General features: G+C 69.0%; 18 protein-coding genes. 11 read left to right on the forward strand and 7 right to left on the reverse strand.

Annotated features, from left to right (window positions below; translation table 11 throughout):
* Positions 1–85: 85 nt before the first annotated feature.
* The 4 genes from DIE22_RS11175 to DIE22_RS11190 all read right to left on the reverse strand — a co-directional run bounded on the left by DIE22_RS11175 (position 86) and on the right by DIE22_RS11190 (position 5,566).
* Positions 86–1,960 (reverse strand): ABC transporter ATP-binding protein, encoded by a 1,875-nt coding sequence (locus tag DIE22_RS11175; RefSeq protein ID WP_124605091.1) that lies wholly within the window; start codon positions 1,958–1,960, stop codon positions 86–88.
* Positions 1,960–2,919: an ABC transporter permease gene (locus DIE22_RS11180; protein WP_124605092.1), complete on the reverse strand. Its 960-nt coding sequence runs from the start codon at positions 2,917–2,919 to the stop codon at positions 1,960–1,962. Before DIE22_RS11180 ends, DIE22_RS11175 begins: the two co-directional genes overlap by 1 nt.
* A gap of 30 nt (positions 2,920–2,949) precedes the next feature.
* Complete coding sequence (locus DIE22_RS11185; RefSeq protein ID WP_124497448.1) at positions 2,950–3,903, reverse strand: ABC transporter permease; 954 nt, start codon at positions 3,901–3,903, stop codon at positions 2,950–2,952.
* Between the two features lie 79 nt (positions 3,904–3,982).
* The gene (locus tag DIE22_RS11190) at positions 3,983–5,566 is read right to left on the reverse strand and encodes an ABC transporter substrate-binding protein (RefSeq protein WP_124497447.1); all 1,584 of its coding nucleotides are present in this window, start codon (positions 5,564–5,566) and stop codon (positions 3,983–3,985) included.
* A gap of 322 nt (positions 5,567–5,888) precedes the next feature.
* Between DIE22_RS11190 and DIE22_RS11200 the strand changes: the two genes are divergently transcribed.
* On the forward strand, positions 5,889–6,101 hold the full coding sequence (locus DIE22_RS11200) for a hypothetical protein (RefSeq protein WP_185640596.1): 213 nt from the start codon (positions 5,889–5,891) through the stop codon (positions 6,099–6,101).
* Between the two features lie 118 nt (positions 6,102–6,219).
* Here the strand turns inward: DIE22_RS11200 and DIE22_RS11205 are convergent, their stop codons facing one another.
* Together DIE22_RS11205 and DIE22_RS11210 are read right to left on the reverse strand one after the other, a co-directional pair.
* Positions 6,220–7,758: a methyl-accepting chemotaxis protein gene (locus DIE22_RS11205; RefSeq protein WP_124605093.1), complete on the reverse strand. Its 1,539-nt coding sequence runs from the start codon at positions 7,756–7,758 to the stop codon at positions 6,220–6,222.
* Positions 7,759–7,957: 199 nt separating this feature from the next.
* On the reverse strand, positions 7,958–8,626 hold the full coding sequence (locus DIE22_RS11210; protein ID WP_124497444.1) for a haloacid dehalogenase type II: 669 nt from the start codon (positions 8,624–8,626) through the stop codon (positions 7,958–7,960).
* A gap of 479 nt (positions 8,627–9,105) precedes the next feature.
* On the opposite strand from DIE22_RS11210, the gene DIE22_RS11215 reads away from it, so the two are divergent.
* The 9 genes from DIE22_RS11215 to DIE22_RS38165 all read left to right on the forward strand — a co-directional run bounded on the left by DIE22_RS11215 (position 9,106) and on the right by DIE22_RS38165 (position 18,954).
* Entirely contained in the window at positions 9,106–9,966 is an 861-nt protein-coding gene (locus DIE22_RS11215) for a GNAT family N-acetyltransferase (protein ID WP_124497443.1), read from the forward strand.
* Positions 9,967–9,978: 12 nt separating this feature from the next.
* Complete coding sequence (locus tag DIE22_RS11220) at positions 9,979–10,905, forward strand: glyoxylate/hydroxypyruvate reductase A (RefSeq protein ID WP_124605094.1); 927 nt, start codon at positions 9,979–9,981, stop codon at positions 10,903–10,905.
* 161 nt (positions 10,906–11,066) lie between these two features.
* Complete coding sequence (locus DIE22_RS11225; RefSeq protein WP_124605095.1) at positions 11,067–12,467, forward strand: aspartate aminotransferase family protein; 1,401 nt, start codon at positions 11,067–11,069, stop codon at positions 12,465–12,467.
* 85 nt (positions 12,468–12,552) lie between these two features.
* Complete coding sequence (locus tag DIE22_RS11230) at positions 12,553–13,044, forward strand: Lrp/AsnC family transcriptional regulator (RefSeq protein WP_006749694.1); 492 nt, start codon at positions 12,553–12,555, stop codon at positions 13,042–13,044.
* A 108-nt stretch (positions 13,045–13,152) separates the two neighbouring features.
* The gene (locus DIE22_RS11235) at positions 13,153–14,625 is read left to right on the forward strand and encodes an NAD-dependent succinate-semialdehyde dehydrogenase (RefSeq protein WP_124497440.1); all 1,473 of its coding nucleotides are present in this window, start codon (positions 13,153–13,155) and stop codon (positions 14,623–14,625) included.
* Between the two features lie 204 nt (positions 14,626–14,829).
* On the forward strand, positions 14,830–16,350 hold the full coding sequence (locus tag DIE22_RS11240; RefSeq protein WP_124605096.1) for a GGDEF domain-containing protein: 1,521 nt from the start codon (positions 14,830–14,832) through the stop codon (positions 16,348–16,350).
* A gap of 139 nt (positions 16,351–16,489) precedes the next feature.
* Positions 16,490–18,448 (forward strand): phosphatase PAP2 family protein, encoded by a 1,959-nt coding sequence (locus DIE22_RS11245; RefSeq protein ID WP_124605097.1) that lies wholly within the window; start codon positions 16,490–16,492, stop codon positions 18,446–18,448.
* 113 nt (positions 18,449–18,561) lie between these two features.
* A complete protein-coding gene (locus DIE22_RS11250; protein WP_124605098.1) occupies positions 18,562–18,759 on the forward strand; it encodes a hypothetical protein in 198 nt (65 codons plus the stop codon).
* A 24-nt stretch (positions 18,760–18,783) separates the two neighbouring features.
* Positions 18,784–18,954, forward strand: a complete 171-nt coding sequence (locus DIE22_RS38165; RefSeq protein WP_185640597.1) for a hypothetical protein — start codon at positions 18,784–18,786, stop codon at positions 18,952–18,954.
* Positions 18,955–19,058: 104 nt separating this feature from the next.
* On the opposite strand, the gene DIE22_RS11255 is transcribed toward DIE22_RS38165, so the two are convergent.
* Positions 19,059–19,934, reverse strand: a complete 876-nt coding sequence (locus tag DIE22_RS11255) for an aldo/keto reductase family oxidoreductase (RefSeq protein WP_124605099.1) — start codon at positions 19,932–19,934, stop codon at positions 19,059–19,061.
* 100 nt (positions 19,935–20,034) lie between these two features.
* Between DIE22_RS11255 and DIE22_RS11260 the strand changes: the two genes are divergently transcribed.
* Positions 20,035–20,937, forward strand: a complete 903-nt coding sequence (locus tag DIE22_RS11260; protein WP_124605100.1) for a LysR family transcriptional regulator — start codon at positions 20,035–20,037, stop codon at positions 20,935–20,937.

The following is a 20,937-nucleotide window of genomic DNA, read 5'->3' on the forward strand; positions in this document are numbered from 1 at the left end:
TCGCCGTTTTGCGCGACCGCCGCAGCAGACTATGCGGGACGTCCGCTGCCGCGGCACGCGCGATGCACGCGTCGCGTGCCGCGCGCTACAGACGCACCGGCTGCACCGGCGCGACGCCGGCCTGCACCGGCTCCGCCTGGAAGCGTGCGAGGTCTTCCTCGCTGCGATGGCACAGCACCTGCGCGCCGTTCTCGAGCGTGCGCAGCGCGGGCGCCGTCCGGTTGCACACGCCGTCCACCCGCATCGCGCAGCGCGACAGGAACGGACACAGCCCGGCATCGTCGGCGCTCGCGCCGATCGGCACCAGCGGCCGGTGGCAGCGCTCGGCCGCATCGTCGAGCCAGCCCGCGCGCAGCTCCGGCGCGGACGACACGAGCAGGTGCGAATACGGGTGGTAAGGCGGCGCGCACAGCGCATCGCGGCTGCCCGTCTCGACGCGACGGCCCGCATACAGCACGACGATGTCGTCGCTGATCGCGCGCACCTTCGCGATGTCGTGCGTAATGAACACGTACGACACGCCGAGCTTCGCCTGCAGGTCGCGCAGCAAATCCATGATCGCGGCGCCGACCACGGTGTCGAGCGCCGACGTCACCTCGTCGCACAGGATCAGGTCGGGCTCGGCCGCGAGCGCGCGCGCGAGGTTCACGCGCTGCTTCTGCCCGCCGGACAGCTCGCCGGTGCGCCGCGCGGCCACCGCCTGCGGCAACCGCACGAGTTCGAGCAGTTCCGCGACGCGCTGCCGCGCACGCGCGCCCTTGATCCCGTGATAGAACGCGAGCGGCCGCGCCAGCGTGCGCTCGACGGTATGCACCGGATTGAGCGCGGTATCGGCGTTCTGGAACACGATCTGCACGCGGCGGTGCTGCTCCTTGGTGCGCTTGCCGATGTCGAGCGCGAGCGGCTCGCCGTCGAGCAGGATCTGCCCGCCCGTCGCGGGCACGAGGCCCGCGATCACCTTCGCGAGCGTCGTCTTGCCGGAGCCGGATTCACCGATCACGCCGACCGTCTGCCCGCGCCCGATGCACAGGTCCACTTCGTGCAGGATCACCTTCGCGGGCCAGCCCTTCGCGGTCCGGCCGCCGTAGCCGGCGATCGCGCCGCGCACGTCGAGCAACGGCGCCGGTGCGGCGCTCGCCGCCTTTGCATCGCGTTCGGCATCGGCCGGCGTGACGGCCGCGATCAGGCTTTGCGTGTACGGGTGCGCCGGCGCATGCAGGATCTGTTCGGTATCGCCCGCCTCGCGGATCACGCCGTCGCTCAGCACGACGATCCGGTCGGCCATCTGCGCGACCACCGCCAGATCGTGCGATACGTACACCGCACTCATCCCGTAGCGCCGGATCACGCTCTTGAACGCCTGCAGCACGTCGATCTGCGTGGTCACGTCGAGCGCGGTGGTCGGCTCGTCGAGGATCACCAGCTCCGGATCGGTGATCAGCGCCATCGCGGCCATCAGCCGCTGCAGCTGGCCGCCCGATACCTGGTGCGGATAGCGCTTGCCGATCGTTTCCGGCTCGGGCAGCGCGAGCGCGCGGAACAGCTCGACCGCCTTCGCCTGCGCGTCGCGCTTCGTCAGCGTCTTGTGGATCAGCGCGCTCTCGATGACCTGGTCGAGGATCGTGCGCGACGGGTTGAACGCGGCGGCCGCGCTCTGCGCGATATACGCGACGCGGCGGCCGCGCAATGCGGTCAGCGCCTGCGCGGACAGCGTGCACACGTCCGTGCCGCCGAGCTTCACCGAGCCGCTGGCGATCCGGCAGCCGGTGCGCGCATGGCCCATCAGCGACAGCGCGATCGTCGTCTTGCCGGAGCCGGACTCGCCGATCAGCGCGAGCACCTCGCCGCGCCGGATGTCGAAGTCGACGCCGTGGACGATCGTCGTTTCCGCGCCGCCCGGCCGGCCGCCGACCACGCGCAGCCCGCGCACCTCGACGAGCGGAGTCGATTCATCTCGCATCAGTGTTCTCCCGCGGCCGCGGCCGCGCCCTTGCGGCGGCCGCGATGCGGCAGGCCGTCGATCAACAGGTTGACGCCCACCGTCAGGATCGCGATCGCGACCGCGGGCATGATCGCGACGGCCGAGCCGTCGCCGAGGCTGGCGATGTTCTCGCGCACCAGCGAGCCGAGGTCCGCATACGGCGGCTGCACGCCGAGCCCGAGAAAGCTCAGGCCGCTCAGCAGCAGCACGACGAACGTGAAGCGCAGCCCGGTGTCGGCGAGCATCGGGTGGATCATGTTCGGCAGCATCTCGACGCAGGCGATGTACAGCGCGCTCTCGCCGCGTGCGCGCGCGACCTGCACGAATTCGAGCGTGCTGATGTTGACCGCCAGCGCGCGCGCGATCCGGTACGAGCCCGGCATGTAGCTCACCGCGGCGGTGAGGACCAGGAGCGGCAGCGACGAGCCGAACGCGGCGACGAACATCAGCGCGAACATCTTCGACGGAATCGACGTGAGCGCATCGAGCAGCCGGCTCATCGTCTCGTCGACCGCGCGGCCCGACACGGTCGCGAGCAGCCCGAGCGTCGTGCCGGTCAACGCGGCGAGCAGCACCGCCGCAAGCGCGAGCAGCACGGTCAGCCGCGTGCCGTACAGGATCCGGCTCAGCATGTCGCGGCCGAGGAAGTCCGAGCCGAACGGCAGCTTCACGCTGAACGGCGCGAACACGTCCGGCGTCACGATCGCGCCGACGTCGTGCGGCGCGAGCAGCGGCGCGAACACGGCGATGAACAGCATCAGGGCGACCATCGACAGGCCGACGCGGCCGCCCGTCGTCAGTTGCACGCGCGCGGCGCGGCGCTTGCGCGGCTGGTCGGGGGCCGGCGCGGCGGGCGGCGGCGCGCCGCCCCACGGTGGTTGCTGATCGCCTGACGGCGGCAACGCACTGCTGCGTTGTACGGGTTCGGTCGGGTGCATGGGCGGCATCTCGGAAGAAGGACGGGACGTTCAGGTCCGCAGTCGCGGGTTCGACACGATCGAGCACAGGTCGGCGAACAGCACGAGCGTCAGGTAGGCGACGCAGAAGATCAGCGTGCACGCCTGGACCAGCGGGAAATCGCGGTTGCCGACGGCATCGACCATCAGGCTCGCGAGCCCCGGATAGTTGAAGATCGTCTCGACGACGATCACGCCGCCGAGCAGATACGACAGGCTCAACGCGACCGCATTGGCGATCGGCCCGATCGCGTTCGGCAGCGCATGGCGCAGCACGACGCGCGCGGGGCTCGCGCCCTTGAGCACGGCCATCTCGACATACGATGCGCTCAGCTGCTCGATCACCGCGGCCCGGGTCATCCGTGCCATCTGCGCGATCACGACCGCGCACAGCGTCAGCACCGGCATCGCATACGCACGCAGGAAATCGTGCAGGCTTTCGATCGGGCCGCTGTACGACAGCGCGGACAGCCAGTGCAGCTTCACGGCCAGCACGAGCACGGCGACCGTCGCGATCAGGAATTCCGGCGTCGCGACGAGCGACAGCGTGCCGAGGCTGATCACGCGGTCGACCACCGACTCGCGCTTGACGGCCGCGAGTATGCCGAGCAGCAGCGCGATCGGCACCGACACGGCGGTCGTGATCGCCGCGAGCGCGAGCGATTTCGGCAGGCGTCCGCCGATCATTTCGGATACCGGCATGTCGCCGGACAGCGAGCGGCCGAAATCGCCGTGCAGCAACCCTGCGAGCCAGTGCAGGTAGCGCACGTGCGCCGGCATGTCGAGACCGAACTGCTGGCGCAGCGCGGCAACCGTCTCCGGCGTCGCCGACTGGCCGAGCGCGGCCTGCGCGGCGTCGCCCGGCAGCAGGTTCGTGATGGTGAAGATGATCGCGGACACGATCAGCAGCGTCAGCGCGGTGACCGCGATGCGCCGGCCGACCAGCCCGAGCAGGATTCGATTCATGACGCGGCACTCCGGGAAAGGTCGCGCGCGACCGGAGCGGCTGCCCGCCCCGGTCGCGCGGCATCGGCACGTAACGGCGTCAGGCGTTCCACCACACGTGCTCGGCGAACATGAAGCCCATCATCCCGCCGGTCGGGATCGAACCGAGGCCCGCGAGCCGCTTGTCGTATCCGTCGAGGAAGCTGATGAAGGCCGGGATGCCGATCCTGCACTGCTGCGCGACGAGCACCTGCATCTCGCCATACATCTGCTTGCGCTTCGCGTCGTCGGTCTCCGAACGCGCGGCGAGCAGCAGCTGGTCGAACTTCGCGTTCTTCCAGCCCGATTCATTCCACGGCGCATCCGACTTGAAGAACTGCGTGAACAGCACGTCGGCGCTCGAGCGCGGGTTGATGTTGCCGAACCCGAGCGGGTGCTTCATCCAGTGGTTCGACCAGTAGCCGTCGGCCGACACGCGGTTTACCTGCAGGTTCAGTCCGATTTTCTGGCCGGCCTGCTGCATCAGCACGGCCATCTCGATCGAGCCGTTCGCATCCGACGTCGCATAGATCGGCGGCAGCGCGGCGCCCAGCGCGCCCGCCTTCTGGAACAGGAACTTCGCCTTGTCCGGATCGTGCGGCCGCTGCGGCAGCGATGCGTTGAAGTAGCGATGTCCGGGCGGAATCGGCTGGTCGTTGCCGATCACCGCGTAGCCGCGGAACACCGCCGAGCGGATCTGCTCGCGATCGAACAGGTACTTCATGCCTTCGACGAAATCCGGGTTCGCGGTGATCGGGTTGTCGCTGCGCATGATCAGGTCGGTATAGAGCCCCGACTTGGTTTCCTTCAGCGCGTAGCCCGGCGTGGATGCGACCCGCTGCGTCGAGCGCGGATCGATCGCGTTGATCAGGTGCACGTCGCCGGACAGCAGCGCGTTCAGGCGCGCGGCGCTGTCGCTGATGCCGATCAGCTCGATCTCGTCGAGGTACGGCATCCCCGGCTTGAAGTAGCTGTCGTTGCGCACGCCGACGGTCGACACGCCCGGCTTGAACGACTTGAGCTTGTACGGGCCGCAGCCGATGCCGGTCGCGAAGTCGGTCGTGCCGTCCTTGACGATCACGAGCTGCGGCGTCGCGAGAATCACCGGCAGGTCGGCGTTCGCGCTGGCGAGCGTGAGCGTGACTTCGTCCGGGCCGCTCGCCTTCGCATCGGCGAACTGGTCGGCGAGCGTCTTGACCTTCGATGCGGTGGCCGGGTTCTTGTGGCGCATCAGCGAATACACCACGTCGGCCGGGCCGACCGGTTTCCCGTCGTGGAACGTGACGCCCTTGCGCAGCTTGATGATCCACGTCTTCGCGTCGGTCGTCTGCAGCGACTCGGCCAGATTCATCTGCGGCGTGAGGCTCTGATCCAGCTGCGTGAGACCGCTGTAGAACATGAAGAAGCGGATGTAGTCCGCACCCGTCGAGCCCTTGGCCGGATCGAGCGTATCGGCCGTCGAACTCGATTCGTTCGCGACCCGGATCTTGCCGCCGCGCTTCGGCGCGGGCGCGGCGAACGCGGATTGCATGCCGGTCAGCAGGCCGCCGCCACCGACGGCCATCATGCCGCTCGCCGCCATGACCCGCATCATGTCGCGGCGCGTGATGCCGCCCTTGCCGCCGTTGTCGATATCGTCGCTCATCCGAACTGCTCCTGACTGTGGAAAGTGGGGTCGTGGAATCCAGCGTGGTTCGAGAAACCCGCCGCGCCCGCCTGCTGGTGGCGAATTCGACGTCGTGCACATGGAGTTCATTTAAGCATCGCCAAAATGCGGGTTGTCGCGATTCGGGGCGGCTGCACGATACGATTCGACCGTTTTGGGTAGCCTGCGCAGCATGATTTGCTGCGTGCCCCGGCGGCGGTCGAAACGAGCGGAATGTCCCGATCGAATGCGGCGCGGGCGGGCGACAGGGCGCCGCCGTCCGGTGCCGCGCACGCCGCCGCACGCCATCCAGGACTGCCGCATGAAAGTTCAGAAGATTGTCCGCGCCGTCGACGTCGACTTACCCGAACGCTGGCGCACCGCGGGCCGCGACGCCGGGATCCGCGGCCGTGAGGCGGTCGATACCGGCGCGTCCGAATGCGCGCCGGGCACTTGCCGGCGCAAGGTGAAGGAGGTGGTGGCGGAGGTGATGCATGTCCGTGGCCGGCGCCGGCACGTTGGTGCCGGACGGTGAAGACGCGACCGAATTCGGCGCGGGCGATACACCATGCGTCGCCGCGAATGACAAAGGGCCGCAGCAGGCGTGCGAGACGCAGCGCTTGCGCTGCGTGATCGTTTCGTGCCGCCGGCCGTCAGGCGCCCAGCCGGAACACCGATACGGCGGCCCGCAACCGCGCCGCCTGCTCGTCGAGCGACGACGCGGCAGCGGCAGCCTGCTCCACGAGCGCGGCGTTCTGCTGGGTGACTTCGTCCATTTGCGCGACCGCCAGGCCGATCTGTTCGATGCCGGTGCTTTGCTCGGCGGATGCCGCGGAAACCTCGCCCATGATGTCGGCCACCCGGTCGATCGACCGGACGATCTCCGTCATGCGCGCCCCCGCTGCCTCGACGAGCCGGCCGCCGCTGCCCACTCGCTCGACCGATGTCGCGATCAATCCCTTGATGTCCTTCGCCGCCGCCGCGCTGCGTTGCGCGAGCGAGCGGACCTCCGACGCGACGACGGCGAACCCGCGCCCTTCCTCGCCCGCGCGCGCCGCTTCGACCGCGGCGTTGAGCGCGAGAATGTTCGTCTGGAACGCGATGCTTTCGATCACGACGGTAATGTCGGCGATCCGCACCGACCCGTCCGAAATCTGCCGCATCGTTTCGACGACCTCCTGCACGGCGGCACCGCCGAGTTCGGTCGCCTCCTTGGCGTGGGTCACGAGCGCATTCGCCTGACGCGCATTGTCGGCATTCTGTTTGACCGTCGACGTGATCTGCTCCATGCTGGCGGCCGTTTCCTGCAGCGACGCGGCCTGCTCCTCGGTGCGCTGCGACAGGTCCAGATTGCCTTGCGCGATCTCGCCGGTGCCGACGGCAATCGAGTGGGTCGTGGTCTGGATCTCGGCGATGGTCTCGGTCAGCCGTGCCTTCATGTCGCCGAGCGCGACGAGCAGGCTTCCCGGCGCGGCGTTCGTCGTATCGAACTGCACGTCGAGTTCGCCGGCTGCGATGCGGGCCGCCATCTCGGTCGCATGCGCGGGCTCGCCGCCGAGCGTGAGCCGGACGCTGCGCAGCACACCCCACGCGATCGCCGCGAGCGCCGCGGCGATGACGAGCGTGATAGCGCCGAGCACCAGTGCGAGCCGGGTAAACGCCGCGTTGATGTCGTCGTAGAAGAATCCGGTGCCGATCCACCAGTCCCAATCCGGAATGGCGACCACGCCCTGAAGCTTCGGCTCCACGTCCGCGTCCGGGCTGCGCTTGACCAGCACGTCGACGAGCGCGAAATGCGCCGCCGCCATCCCGGCGCGGTACGCCTCGCTGTCGGTCATGCCGCTGGTCGTGCGGTTGCCCTTGGCGCGGGTGCCGACGAACTTCGCGTTCGGATGCACGAGGTTGACGCCGTCGGCCGTCGTGACCCAGTAGTAGCTCGTCGAGTTCGCATTGAGCGCCGACAGCGCGGCCTTGGCCTGCTGCTGCGCCTGATCCCGGGTGAGCGTGCCGTTTGCCTGCAACGCGCGGTACGAATCGACCAGGTGCTCGGCCTTCGTCAGAAGAATGACGATCTCTTCGCGACGGCTGTCGATCAACGCATCGCGCAGCGTGTGCAGCGACATCACGGCAAGCAATACGACGCCGAGCAGCGCCGCGGCGACAAGCATCAGCAGTTTCGTGGACAACTTCATGCGGAGGGCCTCTCGATATTAACCATTCGGTACATATATCGACCTGGAGCGGCCCCGCCTTGAACGGCTCAGTCTCGGTAATTACCCTCGGTTCGTGCGCTGATCGAACGCGCGACGGGAAAGCGGCCATCGCAGTCGCCCTCCGTGGATTCCGCCGGGCATGCCCGCACGGCGCGCGGCACATGCCCGCGAGCGGCGCCTACAGCCCGAGCTGCGTCGCGAGATGGCCGATGTCGGACACCTCGTAGTAGTTGTAGAACGGCGTGCCCGGCTCGTGACCGCGGTTCACGAACGCCTTGTGCTTGATGCCGAGGTCCTCGGCCGTCATCAGGTCGTAGCGCAGGCTGGACGACACGTGCAGCACGTCCTCCGGCTTGCAGCCGAGCTTACCGAACATGTATTCGAAGCCCTGCATGCGCGGCTTGTACGACTGCGCCTGCTGCGCGGTGAACACCGCATGGAACGGCGCGCCGAGCTTGTCGACGTTGCTCATGATCTGGTCGTCCGACGCGTTCGACAGGATCACGAGCTTGTATTTGCTGGCCAGCCGCGACAGTCCCGCCGGCACGTCCGGGTGCGGGCCCCAGGTCGGCACGGCCAGATAGAAGCGCTCGGCCTCGGCTTCGTCGAACTTCACGCCGATTCGCGCACAGGTGCGCCGGATCGCGTTGACGACGACGTCGCGGTACGGCTTCCATGCGCCAAGCACCTCGTCGAGCCGATAGGCGGCGAACGCGCGCACAAATTCCTCGAGCGCGACCGGCGACAGCCGGTCCGCGTAGACCTCGCGCGCCATTTCCGCCATCCGGAAGCGGGTCAGCGTGCCGTAGCAATCGAACGTGATGAACTTCGGTTCAAACTGGATCATGGTGACGTCCTGTCGGTGTGAAGCCCCGGCAGGGCCGGGGACGGGCTGGGTTGTACGAAATTGAATCAGGGCAAAAAGTCCTTCGCACATCGTTCGGCGCCGGTCAAAACGCAGAATCACCGCGTGTTGGGCGCGCTGCACGGCACGATCTGCGGTGCGATTCCGTGCGGTGCGCTCCGACCGGCCGACGGGTCTCGCGACACCGCGACGCGCGTGCCCGGCACGGCCGCCACGCGGTGCAACGTGGCAGCGAGCGGCGCGCCACCCTGCTTCCATCGTACTGTCGTTCATGCGGCAGAAGCTGCCGCGATGACCGGCCGCGCCGGCACGATGCGCGCGTTCGTGCGCGCCGATCGAGCGGGTTTGCGTCGATCTCTCGCGCGCGGTCGCCGCCGCCGGAAAACAGGCGAATCGTCCTATCCGCGCCGCGGTGTCGCTGGCAGAGTCGATACGTCATTCCTACCCATCCGGAGTCCGGCGTGGCCGACCTCAACTCTTCCAGCACGCTTATCTATCGCCCGTTCGCCGAAACCGACCTGCCCGCCGCACACCGGCTGTCGGAAGCGGTCAAGTGGCCGCACCGCCTCGACGACTGGCGCTTCGCGCTCCAGCTCGGCGGCGGCTTCGTCGCCGAAGACGAAGCCGGCATCGTCGGCACCGCGCTCGGCTGGCGCTTCGACGACTCGCACGCATCGCTCGGCATGGTGATCGTGTCGCCCGAGCGCCAGGGCCGCGGCATCGGCCGCGAACTGCTCGCACGCGTCGTCGACAGCTTCGGCGCGCGCACGATATTCCTCCATGCGACGCCGTCCGGCGAACCGCTCTATGTGAAATTCGGCTTCCAGGCGATCGGCACGATCGACCAGCACCAGGGCGCCGCGTTCCAGCCGCCGCTGATCTCGCTGCCGCCGGGCGAGCGCCTGCGCCCGCTCGGCACGAACGACGGACCGCGCCTCGCGGCGCTGGCGTCGCGCGCGGCAGGCTACGCGCGCGGCGCGGTGATCGATGCGCTGCTCGACGTCGCGAACGGGATCGCGCTCGACCGCGACGGCGAACTGCTCGGCTTCGCGCTGTTCCGCCGCTTCGGCCGCGGTCATGCGATCGGCCCCGTGATCGCACCGGACGCGCTGCGCGCGCAGGCACTCATCAGCCACTGGCTCGCGCTGCACGAAGGCATGTTCGTGCGGCTCGACGTGCCGGGCGACAGCGGGCTGTCGGACTGGCTGCAGGGGCTCGGCCTGCCGCGCGTCGATACCGTCGTCGCGATGGCACGCGGTGCGGCGCCCGCGCGCGACCCCGCGCTGCGTGCGTTCGCGATCGTCAACCAGGCGCTGGGCTGAACGGCACGCACGATGAGCTTCCTGTACAAGGCCGATCCCGTGCGCGGCGCGCAATGGGCGCAGCGCTTCGCGCAACAGGCGCCTGACCTCACGTTCCGGATCTGGCCGGACATCGGCGATCCGCGCGCGGTGCGCTACCTCGCCGCGTGGCAGCCGCCGGACGATCCGGCCACGCTGCTGCCGAACCTCGAGATCGTGTTTTCGGTGGGCGCCGGCATCGATCAGTTCGACCTGTCGCGCGTGCCCGCGCACATTCCGGTCGTGCGGATGATCGAGCGCGGCATCGTCGAAGGCATGGTCGAGTATGTGACGCAGGCCGTGCTGACGATCCACCGCGACCTGTTCGACTATGCGGCGCAACAGCGCGCGCAGGTGTGGCGCGAGAAGCCGGTGCGCGCGGCCGCGTCGCGGCGCGTCGGCGTGCTCGGGCTCGGCACGCTCGGCCAGGCCGTGCTCGACACGCTGCGGCGCTTCGGCTTCCCGTGCGCCGGCTGGAGCCGCACGCCGCGCACGCTCGACGGCGTCGACTGCTACGCGGGCGACGCGGCGCTCGATGCGTTCCTGGCCCGCACCGACATCCTGATCTGCCTGCTGCCGCTCACCGACAGCACCCGCGGGCTGCTCGGCGCGCGCGTGTTCGACGCACTGCCGGCCGGCGCAGCGCTCGTGCAGGTCGGGCGCGGCCCGCAGCTCGATGCGGCCGCGCTGCTCGCCGCGCTCGACTGCGGGCGGCTCGACAGCGCGATCCTCGACGTGACGGACCCTGAACCGCTACCGGCCGGCCACCCGTTCTGGACGCATCCGCGCATTCGCATCACGCCGCACATCGCGAGCGCGACGCGGCCCGACACCGCGGTCGACGCCGTGCTCGAGAACCTCGCGCGCCATCGCGCGGGACAGCCGATGATCGGCATCGTCGATCGCGCGCGCGGCTACTGACGCGCGCGCCCGGCCCGGCAGGGCGCGCAGCAGAAAATGCCGAAGCGCCCCGTGCAAACGCCGCGGCCATACGTTTCAGGCGGAAAATTGAAGGCGCGCGCGGATTTCTCGCCCGTTAGCATGAACTCACCGCTGACACCCGACGAGAGTCCCGCACTGCCATGAACCAAGCCGCGCTGATCGAAGCCGATCGTCAACACCTGATCCACCCCGTCGTCAACTACCGCGTGCACGAGGCACGCGGCGTCACCGTGCTCGAATCCGCGGACGGCGTGTTCCTGCGCGACGCCGACGGCCACACGCTGCTCGATGCGTTCTCGGGCCTGTGGTGCGTCAACGTCGGCTACGGCCGCGACAGCATCGTGAAGGCCGCCGCCGAGCAGATGACGAAGCTGCCCTACGCGACCGGCTATTTCCATTTCGGCTCGCAGCCCGCGATCGAGCTCGCCGAACGGCTCGCGGCGCTCGCGCCGCCGTCGCTGAACCACGTGTACTTCACGCTTGGCGGCTCGGACGCCGTCGACTCCGCGGTGCGCTTCATCACGCACTATTTCAACGCGACCGGCCGCCCGTCGAAGAAGCAGATGATCGCGCTCGAGCGCGGCTATCACGGCTCGTCGTCGATCGGCGCCGGGCTCACCGCGCTGCCCGCGTTCCACCGCCATTTCGACCTGCCGCGCGCGGACCAGCACCATATTCCGTCGCCCTACCCGTATCGCCATCCGCTCGGCGACGATCCGCAGGCGCTGATCGCCGCGTCGGTCGCCGCACTCGAGGCGAAAGTCGCCGAGCTCGGCGCGGACAACGTCGCCGCGTTCTTCTGCGAGCCCGTGCAGGGCTCGGGCGGCGTGATCGTGCCGCCGGCCGGCTGGCTGAAGGCGATGCGCGACGCATGCCGGCGCCTCGGCATCCTGTTCGTCGCCGACGAGGTGATCACCGGCTTCGGCCGCACGGGCCCGCTGTTCGCGTGCGAGACCGAGCAGGTCGATCCGGACCTGATGACCGTCGCGAAGGGTTTGACCGCCGGCTATGCGCCGATGGGCGCGGTGCTGATGTCCGACGAAGTCTACGAAGGGATCGCGGGCAGCCGCACCGAGTCGGCCGCGGTCGGCCACGGCTATACGTATTCCGCGCACCCGGTGAGCGCGGCGATCGGTCTCGAGGTGCTGAAGCTGTACCACGAAGGCGGGCTGCTCGCGAACGGCCAGGCGCTGGCGCCGCGCTTCGCGGCCGGGCTCGACGCGCTGCGCGCGCATCCGCTCGTCGGCGATGCGCGCTCGGCCGGCCTGCTCGGCGCGCTCGAACTGGTTGCCGACAAGGCGCACAAGACGCGCTTCGACCCGGCGCTGAACGTGCCCGACAAGATCGCGGCGGCCGCGTACGCGAACGGCGTGATATTCCGCGCATTCGGCGACGGCGTGCTCGGCTTCGCGCCGGCGCTGAGCTTCACCGCGGGCGAGTTCGACCTGATGTTCGAACGCGTGCGCAAGACGCTCGACGACGTGCTGGCCGACGCGGGCGTGCAGCGCGCGCTCGACGCCGCGCACGCGCAGCCGGCATGACGGGCCAAGGGAAAGCCGGGCTTGTGGCGGCCATCGTTCGACTCTAAAGTAACCGGACATTCCATTTTTTCCCTCTCACGTGAACATGACGGACAGCAAGCTGGATCGCATCGACCTGCGCATCCTCTCCCAGTTGCAGAAGCGCGGCCGCATGACCAACGTCGAGCTGGCCGATGCGGTCGGGCTGTCGCCCAGCCCCTGCCTGATCCGCGTGAAGCGGCTCGAGAAGGCCGGCTACATCGGCGGCTACGGCGCGCACATCCAGCTCGAGAAACTCGGCGACGTGCAGGTCGTGTTTACCGAGGTCACGCTGGCCGACCACCGGCGCGAGGACTTCGACCGTTTCGTCGCCGCGATCCGCAATGTCGACGAGATCGTCGAGTGCCACCTCGCGAGCGGCGGCTACGACTATCTGCTGAAGTTCATCACGCGCAGCGTGAGCCATTACCAGACGATCGTCGAAGGGCTGCTCGAGCAGAACATCGGCATCGAGAAGTATTTCAGCTACGTGATCATCAAGTCGCCGTTCGTCAAACGGCACTACCCGCTCGAATCGCTGTTCGGCGAACGTCACTGACGGCCGGCGCGCGGCACCCGCGAACGCGGCAGCACGCTGTCCGCGCGGGGTAGTCGCGCGCCCGCGCCGCCGCGCACGTCACCGACCCCATTCATCCAAGGACCTGTCATGCCGCTTACGCTGTCCCGCACCGAACTCATGCGCACCGCCAACCTGATCGACGGCACGTGGCGCGATGCGCTCGACGGCCGTCGCTTCGACGTCACCGATCCGGCGACGCTCGAGATCGTTGCCCATGCACCCGACAGCGGCGCCGCCGACGCGCGCGCCGCGACCGACGCGGCAGCACGCGCGCTGCCCGCATGGCGCGCGATGCCTGCTCGCGAACGCGCCGCGATCCTGCGTGCGTGGCACGCGGCGATCGTCGCGCACACCGACGATCTCGCGAAGCTGATGGCGCGCGAACAGGGCAAGCCGCTCGCGGAAGCGCGCGGCGAAGTCGCCTACGGCGCTTCGTACGTGCTGTGGTTCGCCGAGGAAGCGACGCGCACCTACGGCGACCTGATTCCGCAGCAGCAGCGCGGCAAGCGGCTGAGCGCGGTCAAGGAGCCCATCGGCATCGTCGCCGCGGTCACGCCGTGGAATTTCCCGCTCGCGATGATCGCGCGCAAGATCGCGCCCGCACTCGCGGCCGGCTGCACCGTCGTCGCGAAGCCGGCGGAGGACACGCCGCTCACCGCGCTCGCGCTCGCGTTCCTCGCGCAGGAGGCCGGCGTGCCGCCCGGCGTGCTGAACCTGATCGCCGCGTCGCGCGAACGCGGCATCGATGCGGTGGCCGACTGGCTCGCCGACGGCCGCGTGCGCAAGATCACGTTCACCGGATCGACGCCCGTCGGCAAGCTGCTCGCACGCGAATCGGCGGCGACGCTGAAGAAGCTGTCGCTGGAACTCGGCGGCAATGCGCCGTTCATCGTGTTCGACGATGCCGAGCTCGACGCCGCGGTCGACGGGCTGATGGCCGCCAAGTTCCGCAACGGCGGCCAGACCTGCGTGTCGCCGAACCGCGTATACGTACAGGCGGGCGTCTACGATGCATTCGCCGCGAAGCTCGCCGCGCGCGTTGCCGCGCTAAAGGTCGCGCCGGCGACCGACCCGGCCGCGCAGATCGGCCCGATGATCAACGCGCGCGCGGTCGACAAGATCGCGCGCCACGTCGGCGACGCCATCGAGCGCGGCGCACGCGTGCTCGCGGGCGGCAAGCGCCTGCCCGAACTCGGGCCGAACTACTACGCGCCGACGGTGCTCGCCGGCGCCACTGCCGACATGCAGCTGACCTGCGAGGAAACCTTCGGCCCGGTCGCCGCACTGTTTCCGTTCGACACGGAAGACGAAGCCGTCGACGCCGCGAACGACACGCCGTTCGGGCTCGCCGCGTATTTCTACACGCAGGACATCCGCCGCATCGCGCGCGTGTCGGCGCGGCTCGAAACGGGCATCGTCGGCATCAACGAGGGCGCGCTCGCGAGCGAGGCCGCGCCGTTCGGCGGCGTGAAGGAATCGGGCTACGGCCGCGAAGGCTCGCGCTACGGCCTCGACGACTACCTGTCGATCAAGTACCTGTGCCAGGGCGGGCTCGACTGAAGCCGCGCGGCGGCCTTCATCGGCCGCTGTTGCGCAGTCGTCGCGGGGCGCGTCGCTGCCGGTGCGCTCCGCCCGCACACGTTTGCGCCATTCGTGCTGCCCTCTGTTCGCATGCCGGCCTCGATTTCCGGGCAACCCTGCCGTTAACCCGGATTTGACCAGCGCCGCTGCACCCGCAGCCGGCTTCCCGCACGAGCGCGAGCAATGCCTGCATCCACTTCGATCGAGAAAATTGCCGACTGGGCCGGCCGCCACCACCTGATCGTCGGCGTGCTGGGCACGCTGATGTCGCTCGCGGCGCTCGGCATCAGCGCGGCGACGCTGTGGGCCGCGCGAAACGAAGTCGTCGAACATGCGCACGAGACGTCGCGCAACGTCGCGGCCGTTCTGGTCAGCGAGATCGCGCGCACCGTCGAAACGTCCAACAACGCGCTCGTGTCGCTCGCCGCCGATCTCGTCAACCCCGCCGTCTCGCGCATGGACGCCGGCCTGCGTCACGACGTGCTGTTCGAGCGCACGGCCGCGCAATACGTGACCGGCATGGGCGTGACGGACCGGTACGGCCGGCTGATCGACGGCTGTTGCGGCCCGACCCACAACTGGGACTTCAGCGATCGCGACTACTTCAAGGTCCATCGCGACGCGGACAACGTCGGCCTCTACGTATCCGAGGCGTACCGCGCGCGTTCACGCGCCGGCAAGGAATCGATCGCCTTGTCGCGGCGCATCGAACGGCCGGATCACACGTTCAACGGCATCGCGGTGGTCGCCATCGACCTCGCCTACTTCGATCGGCTTCTTTCCCGCCTGAACGTCGGGCCGCACGGCGTCAGCGCGATCCTGCGCGCGGACGGGACGATCCTCGCGCGAAACCCGCCGTTGAGCGATCACCAGATGGTCCATCTGCGCCGGTCGAAGTCGTTCGACCGGATGGTGAGCCAGGAATCGGGCTTCTATGCCGCGCGCTCGAGCATCGACGGCACGGTGCGGCTGTACACGTACCAGCGGGTGCCGGGGACGCCGCTGATCGCCGTCGTCGCGCCGGCCGAGGACGACGTGCTGGCCGGCATCACGCGCCTGACGTGGACGGTCGGGGTATCGGCGTCCGTCATCGGCGCGCTGTTCTGCGCGGTGGTGTGGCTGCTCGCATTCGCGCTGCGGGACAACCTGCGCAAGCAGACGCTGCTCACCGACATGACGCGCACCGATCCGTTGACGGGCCTGCACAACCGTCGCGCGCTCGATGCCGCGCTCGCCGACGAATGGGAACGGCTGCAGCGCGGCAGCGACGGCAGCCTGTCGGTGCTGTTCATCGACGCCGATCACTTCAAGCAGTACAACGACCGGTACGGCCACGCGCAAGGCGACACCGCGCTGCGGTTTCTCGCCGAATGCATCCGCACGCATACGCGGCGGCGCGGCGATCTCGCCGCACGTTACGGCGGCGAGGAATTCGTCGTGCTGTTGCCCGATACCGACGAAAGCGGCGCCGCGAAGGTCGCGGAAGCGATTCGCCGCGCGGTGGAATGCAACCGGCTCGACGGGGTCGCCGAGACGGTGCCCGCGTTTACGGTCAGCATCGGCTGCGCGACCGGCCATCGCGCCCGGCCGGCGTCCGTGCAGGCGCTGTCGCATCAGGCCGACCTCGCGCTCTATGAGGCCAAGCGCCACGGCAGAAACCGCGTGTGCCGCGCCGGCGCGGAATCGTTCGCCGAGCCGGCGTGACCGTTACGTTCAGCATCACGAATTCACCCGATAGTGAGCATTCGGGCGCATCGAGCACGACCCGAAACAAATCCTTAACGGCTGCGTCACGATCACCCACGACAATCCGCCATCTTCGATACTCAGGATGGAGTCTTGCATGTTCGCGTCACGAAGCCGTTTCCCGCTGCACGTCGCAGCGCTCTCGAGTGCGATCGTCCTCGCCGCGTGCGGCGGCGGCGACGATGCAGCGTCGACCCCGACGACCCTCGCGGCCGTTCCGGCGCCGCCGGCCGACCCGGGCTTCGTCGACAGCGCGCCCGTGCCGAGCGTGCCGGCCTTCGTCGACAACGTCGCGACCAACCAGCGCGGCGACGCGCGCTATGCGACGTTGTCGACCAACGCCGCGGTGCGCGTGGTGAGCCGCTTTCTCGACCTGTGGCAGCCGTCGACGATGCTCGTCGATGCGGGCGTGAACGCGCCGGCCAACGGCGCCTTTCCGGCGATCACGGCGTCGACCTGCTCGGGTCTGCCCGGCAGCGGCACGCCGTGCGGCACGATCCTGAACGACACGGTGCTGGCGGCCAATGTCCAATATGTGATCAACGCAACGACCGCGCGCACGCAGCAGCAGGCCGACGCCGCCTACTTCGACGACCGGCGCGGCAAGGGCTACAGCGTGACCGACGGCATGGGCCCGCTCACCGACGCGTGGCGCACGGCCGCGCAGCAGACGACCAGCATCACCAGCGTGCCCGCCGACGCGACGACGGTGCTGTACAACGATTCCGGCAACAACACCGGCGTCGGCAGCAGCACGAACACGAATTTCGGCAAGGTCGTCGACCTGCTCAACGAAATGGGCAACAACGCGTCGACCGAGCCCGCGAAGCGCTTCTACAAGTACGCGCGGCCCTATCGCTGGAGCGCGAGCGTCGTCGTCGCGCCGACGCTCGTTCCGGCGGAAAGCACGACGCCGGCGACCGACGGCGGCTTCATCAGCGGCCACTCGGCCGAAGCGTTCCGCGATGCGATGACGATGGCGTGGCTCGTGCCGGAGCGCTTCCAGGAGATGGTCAGCCGCGGCCTCGAACTGGGCGAGAACCGGATCGTCGCCGGCATGCACTCGCCGCTCGACGTGATCGGCGGCCGCATGCTCGCGCTGGCCGTCAGCGCGGCGAACCTGACCGCCTATGCGAGCGACGCGCAGGCCGCGTACGGCCAGGCCCACCAGGCGCTGCAGCAGCTCACGGGGACGACCGACACGACGTTCGCCGCCTTCGCGCACTCGGGCACGACGGCCACCGACCGGTTCGCGGATTACACGGCCAACAAGACGGCCTTCATGCGACGCCTGACGTTCGGCTTCGGCGCGATCGAGTCGACCGACGCACCGCCCGTCGTGCCGAAGGGCGCCGAGATCCTGCTGCAGACGCGCTTCCCGTACCTGAGCGCGGATCAGCGGCGCGTCGTGCTGAAGACCACCGAAATTTCGTCCGGCTACCCGGTGATGGACGATGCGGAAGGCTGGGGCCGCCTGAACCTGTTCGCCGCGGCCGACGGCTACGGTGCGTTCAACGGCAACGTGGTCGTATCGATGAACGCGTCGCAGGGTGGGCTCAACGCGGCCGACCAGTGGCGCAACGATATCGCCGGCGCCGGCAAGCTGACGCTGCAAGGCACCGGCACGCTGACGCTCGCGGGCAACAACAGCTATGCGGGCGGCACGCAGGTCAGCGGCGGCACGCTCGCGGCGGCGTCGGCGACGGCGTTCGGCAACGGCGACGTGTATGTCGGTTCGGGTGGTAGTGTGAGGATTGCGGCAGGCGCACCCGTCACGATCGCAACCCGCTACACGCAGCTCGACAACACGACGCTCGAACTCGACATCGACGGCAACGGCGGCGGACGCCTGCGCGTCGGCGGCCCGCTTACCGTCGCCGGCGGCACGCTGCACGTGAAGTTCGTGAACGGCTATGCGCCGAAGGCCGGCGACACCATCGCGCTGATCGACGGCGCGGCGGCCGCGGCGAAGTTCTCGACGGTGACGGTCGACGGGTTCAAGGCGACGCCGGTTTATACGGCGACGGGGATGTCGGTGAGGTTGTCGGCGTCGTGATCTCGCGTGTTGCGGGTCGCGCGGGCTGCGCGCGCCCCGCCTGTCGCACCGGAAGCCCGGACGCATCGCGGCATGTCCGGTGCGTCACTTGATGCGCCGGCGGAGCAAGGTTCGTGCCGCGCGGTGGCACATGCCTTGCTCGCCGCATCGAATACCTGTGGACCTACAGGTATTCGGGCATCGACGTGACGGGCCAATCAGGCGACATCCACATCGGCATCGCGGGCTGGCGCCATGACGGCTGGCACGGCACCTGGCGGCACGGGTACAACGAAACGCCGCCCGCCGCGCGACCGCAGTCCGCGCGATGAACCCGAACCGCAAGGAGAGGAACGATGACCCTGCTTATCTACCTGGTCGGATGGATCATTTTCATCGGCGGCGTGGCCTGGGGATTGACGACGCTGCACGTGTCGCAGCACATCATCGAGATCGTCGCCGTCATCCTGTTCGGCATCGCGGTGATCACGGGCGCGACGCGCGCACGCAACCGCGACCGGTCGTAGCGCGATCGCGCCGGCCGCGGTATCCGGGACAGACACCGTTTCACACCGGCTCACGAGCGACACCGGCAGACAAGCGGCGCCCAGGCCGAGCCGGACGCCTGGCCTCAGCCGCGAGCGGACGCGACACCGTCGAGCTCACGCACGGCGTCCTCCGGCAACACCAGCGCACCCGCGGCCAGATTCTCGCGCAGATGCGCGACCGACGACGTCCCCGGTATCAGCAGGATGTTCGGCGCGCGCCTCAGCAGCCACGCGAGCGCGGTCTGCATCGGCGTCGCGCCGAGCCGCGCGGCGACCGCGTCCAGCGTGGAAGACTGCAACGGACTGAAGCCGCCCAGCGGAAAGTACGGCACGTAGGCGATGCCGTCACGTGCAAGCGCATCGATCAGGTCATCGTCGTCGCGGTACGCGAGGTTGTAATGATTCTGCACGCAGACGATGTCGCAGATCCGGCGCCCTTCGGCGATCTGCGCGGCCGTCACGTTGCTCAGCCCGATGTGCCGCACGAGGCCCTGCCGCTGCAGTTCCGCCAGCGCGGACAGCGGCGCCTCGATCGAGCCTTCGGCCATGCCGTGCGTGTCGAACATGACCCGCAGGTTGACCACGTCGAGCACGTCGAGACCCAGGTTGCGCAGGTTGTCGTGCACGGCGGTCGCCAGCGCGCCGGCGGAGAATGCGGGCAGCCATGAACCGTCGTGGCCACGCGTCGCGCCAACCTTGGTCACGATCAGCAGATCGTCACGATACGGATGCAACGCGTCGCGAATCAGCTGGTTCGTCACGTGCGGGCCGTAAAAGTCGCTGGTGTCGATGTGGTCGACGCCCGATGCGACGGCTTCGCGAAGCACGGCGAGCGCCGCGTCGCGATCCTTCGGCGGGCCGAACACGCCGGGGCCGGCCAGCTGCATCGCGCCATAGCCGAGGCGGTGCACGCGGCGGCCCGCGACGGAATACGTGCCGGATTGAACGATGGGGGACATGCTCCTGCTCCTGTAGCGAACGAATGAATCGCAGGTTACGCCGCGTTGTGCTGCGCGATAACCGGTCATAATGCGCACAACCTGTACGAAAAGGCGAACAATGCAAGTCGATCTCGGCGATCTGAACGCGTTCGTGGCAGTGGCGCGGGCGAAGGGCTTTCGCGAAGGTGCGCGAACGATCGGCGCTAGCGCGTCCGGTCTGAGCGAAGCGGTGCGCCGGCTGGAGGCGCAACTCGGCGTGCGGCTGCTGCACCGCACGACGCGCAGCGTGTCGCCGACCGAGGCCGGCGAGCGTCTGCTCGCGCGGCTCGCGCCGGCGCTGGGCGAAGTGGAGGCGGCGCTCGACGTGGTGAACACGTTTCGCGAGAGACCGGTCGGCACGCTGAAGCTCAATGTACCGATGAGCGCGGCGCGGCTCGTGCTGCCGTCCATCGTCCCGCGCTTTCTCGACGCGTATCCGGAGATACGGCTCGAGGTCGTGGCCGACGAAAGCTTCGTCGATATCCTCGCGGCCGGCTGCGACGCGGGCATCCGTTACGACGAGCGCCTCGAACAGGACATGATCGCCGTGCCCATCGGCCCGCGCTCGCAACGCTTCGCCACTGCCGCGGCGCCCGCCTATCTCGAGCGGCGCGGCCGGCCGGCCCATCCGCGCGACCTGCTCGATCACGCGTGCCTGCGCGGCCGGTTCGCGAGCGGCCCAATGCCGGCGTGGGAGTATGAGCGCAATGGCGAAGTGGTCCGCGTGGAGCCGTCGGGCCCGCTCGTCGTGCAGATCGGCGGCGCCGTCGATCTCGTCGTGGATGCCGCCTGTGCGGGGCTCGGCATCGTGCATCTTTACGAAGACTGGCTGCGTCCGCACCTGGCGAGCGGCGCGCGCGAACCCGTGCTCGACGAATGGTGGCGGCCGTTCTCCGGCCCGTACCTGTACTATCCGGGGCGGCGTTTCGTCCCGGCTCCGCTCCGGGCGTTCGTCGATTTCATCAGGGCGGATGCGGGGTAG

The sequence above is a fragment of the Burkholderia sp. Bp9142 genome (genome assembly GCF_003853415.1).
GTDB lineage: Bacteria > Pseudomonadota > Gammaproteobacteria > Burkholderiales > Burkholderiaceae > Burkholderia.

Bases quoted from the DNA above. Each gene is read 5' to 3' on its own strand.
- DIE22_RS11230 (WP_006749694.1), top strand. From the start codon at position 12,553: ATGACGGACAGCAAGCTGGATCGCATCGACCTGCGCATCCTCTCCCAG.
- DIE22_RS11235 (WP_124497440.1), top strand. From the start codon at position 13,153: ATGCCGCTTACGCTGTCCCGCACCGAACTCATGCGCACCGCCAACCTG.
- DIE22_RS11185 (WP_124497448.1), bottom strand. From the start codon at position 3,903: ATGAATCGAATCCTGCTCGGGCTGGTCGGCCGGCGCATCGCGGTCACC.
- DIE22_RS11190 (WP_124497447.1), bottom strand. From the start codon at position 5,566: ATGAGCGACGATATCGACAACGGCGGCAAGGGCGGCATCACGCGCCGC.
- DIE22_RS11180 (WP_124605092.1), bottom strand. From the start codon at position 2,919: ATGCACCCGACCGAACCCGTACAACGCAGCAGTGCGTTGCCGCCGTCA.
- DIE22_RS11245 (WP_124605097.1), top strand. From the start codon at position 16,490: ATGTTCGCGTCACGAAGCCGTTTCCCGCTGCACGTCGCAGCGCTCTCG.
- DIE22_RS11210 (WP_124497444.1), bottom strand. From the start codon at position 8,626: ATGATCCAGTTTGAACCGAAGTTCATCACGTTCGATTGCTACGGCACG.
- DIE22_RS11255 (WP_124605099.1), bottom strand. From the start codon at position 19,934: ATGTCCCCCATCGTTCAATCCGGCACGTATTCCGTCGCGGGCCGCCGC.
- DIE22_RS38165 (WP_185640597.1), top strand. From the start codon at position 18,784: ATGACCCTGCTTATCTACCTGGTCGGATGGATCATTTTCATCGGCGGC.
- DIE22_RS11205 (WP_124605093.1), bottom strand. From the start codon at position 7,758: ATGAAGTTGTCCACGAAACTGCTGATGCTTGTCGCCGCGGCGCTGCTC.
- DIE22_RS11220 (WP_124605094.1), top strand. From the start codon at position 9,979: ATGAGCTTCCTGTACAAGGCCGATCCCGTGCGCGGCGCGCAATGGGCG.
- DIE22_RS11200 (WP_185640596.1), top strand. From the start codon at position 5,889: ATGAAAGTTCAGAAGATTGTCCGCGCCGTCGACGTCGACTTACCCGAA.
- DIE22_RS11240 (WP_124605096.1), top strand. From the start codon at position 14,830: ATGCCTGCATCCACTTCGATCGAGAAAATTGCCGACTGGGCCGGCCGC.
- DIE22_RS11260 (WP_124605100.1), top strand. From the start codon at position 20,035: ATGCAAGTCGATCTCGGCGATCTGAACGCGTTCGTGGCAGTGGCGCGG.
- DIE22_RS11225 (WP_124605095.1), top strand. From the start codon at position 11,067: ATGAACCAAGCCGCGCTGATCGAAGCCGATCGTCAACACCTGATCCAC.
- DIE22_RS11175 (WP_124605091.1), bottom strand. From the start codon at position 1,960: ATGCGAGATGAATCGACTCCGCTCGTCGAGGTGCGCGGGCTGCGCGTG.